Origin of the sequence: Delftia sp. S65 (assembly GCF_016516495.1) — a bacterium.
GTDB lineage: Bacteria > Pseudomonadota > Gammaproteobacteria > Burkholderiales > Burkholderiaceae_C > Comamonas > Comamonas acidovorans.
Genome location: NZ_JACVUR010000121.1, coordinates 1 through 244 on the forward strand (window position 1 = coordinate 1; position 244 = coordinate 244).

Annotated in this window: 1 protein-coding gene; it reads left to right on the forward strand. The window is 67.2% G+C overall.

What is annotated here, in order from left to right:
• The coding region (locus IAE24_RS30080; protein WP_233626443.1) for a contractile injection system protein, VgrG/Pvc8 family at positions 1-244 on the forward strand (244 nt) is incomplete at both ends.

The following is a 244-nucleotide window of genomic DNA, read 5'->3' on the forward strand; positions in this document are numbered from 1 at the left end:
CCGCGTGCGCCTGAAGGAAAGCCTCACGGGCCAAAGCCGGGTGCGGGGCCATTCCTGCCACCGGGCGCTGGCCACGGGCTACACCTTCAGCCTCTACAACTACCCGCGCGGCGACCAGAACCAGCAGTACCTGATCACTGGCCTGAGCTACCACTTGAAGGAAAACCCCCGCGTCAGTGCTGTGGCCCCGGGCGCCAAGGGCAGCGCCGCGGAAGACGGCTCCTTCCAGCGCTACGAGTTGCAG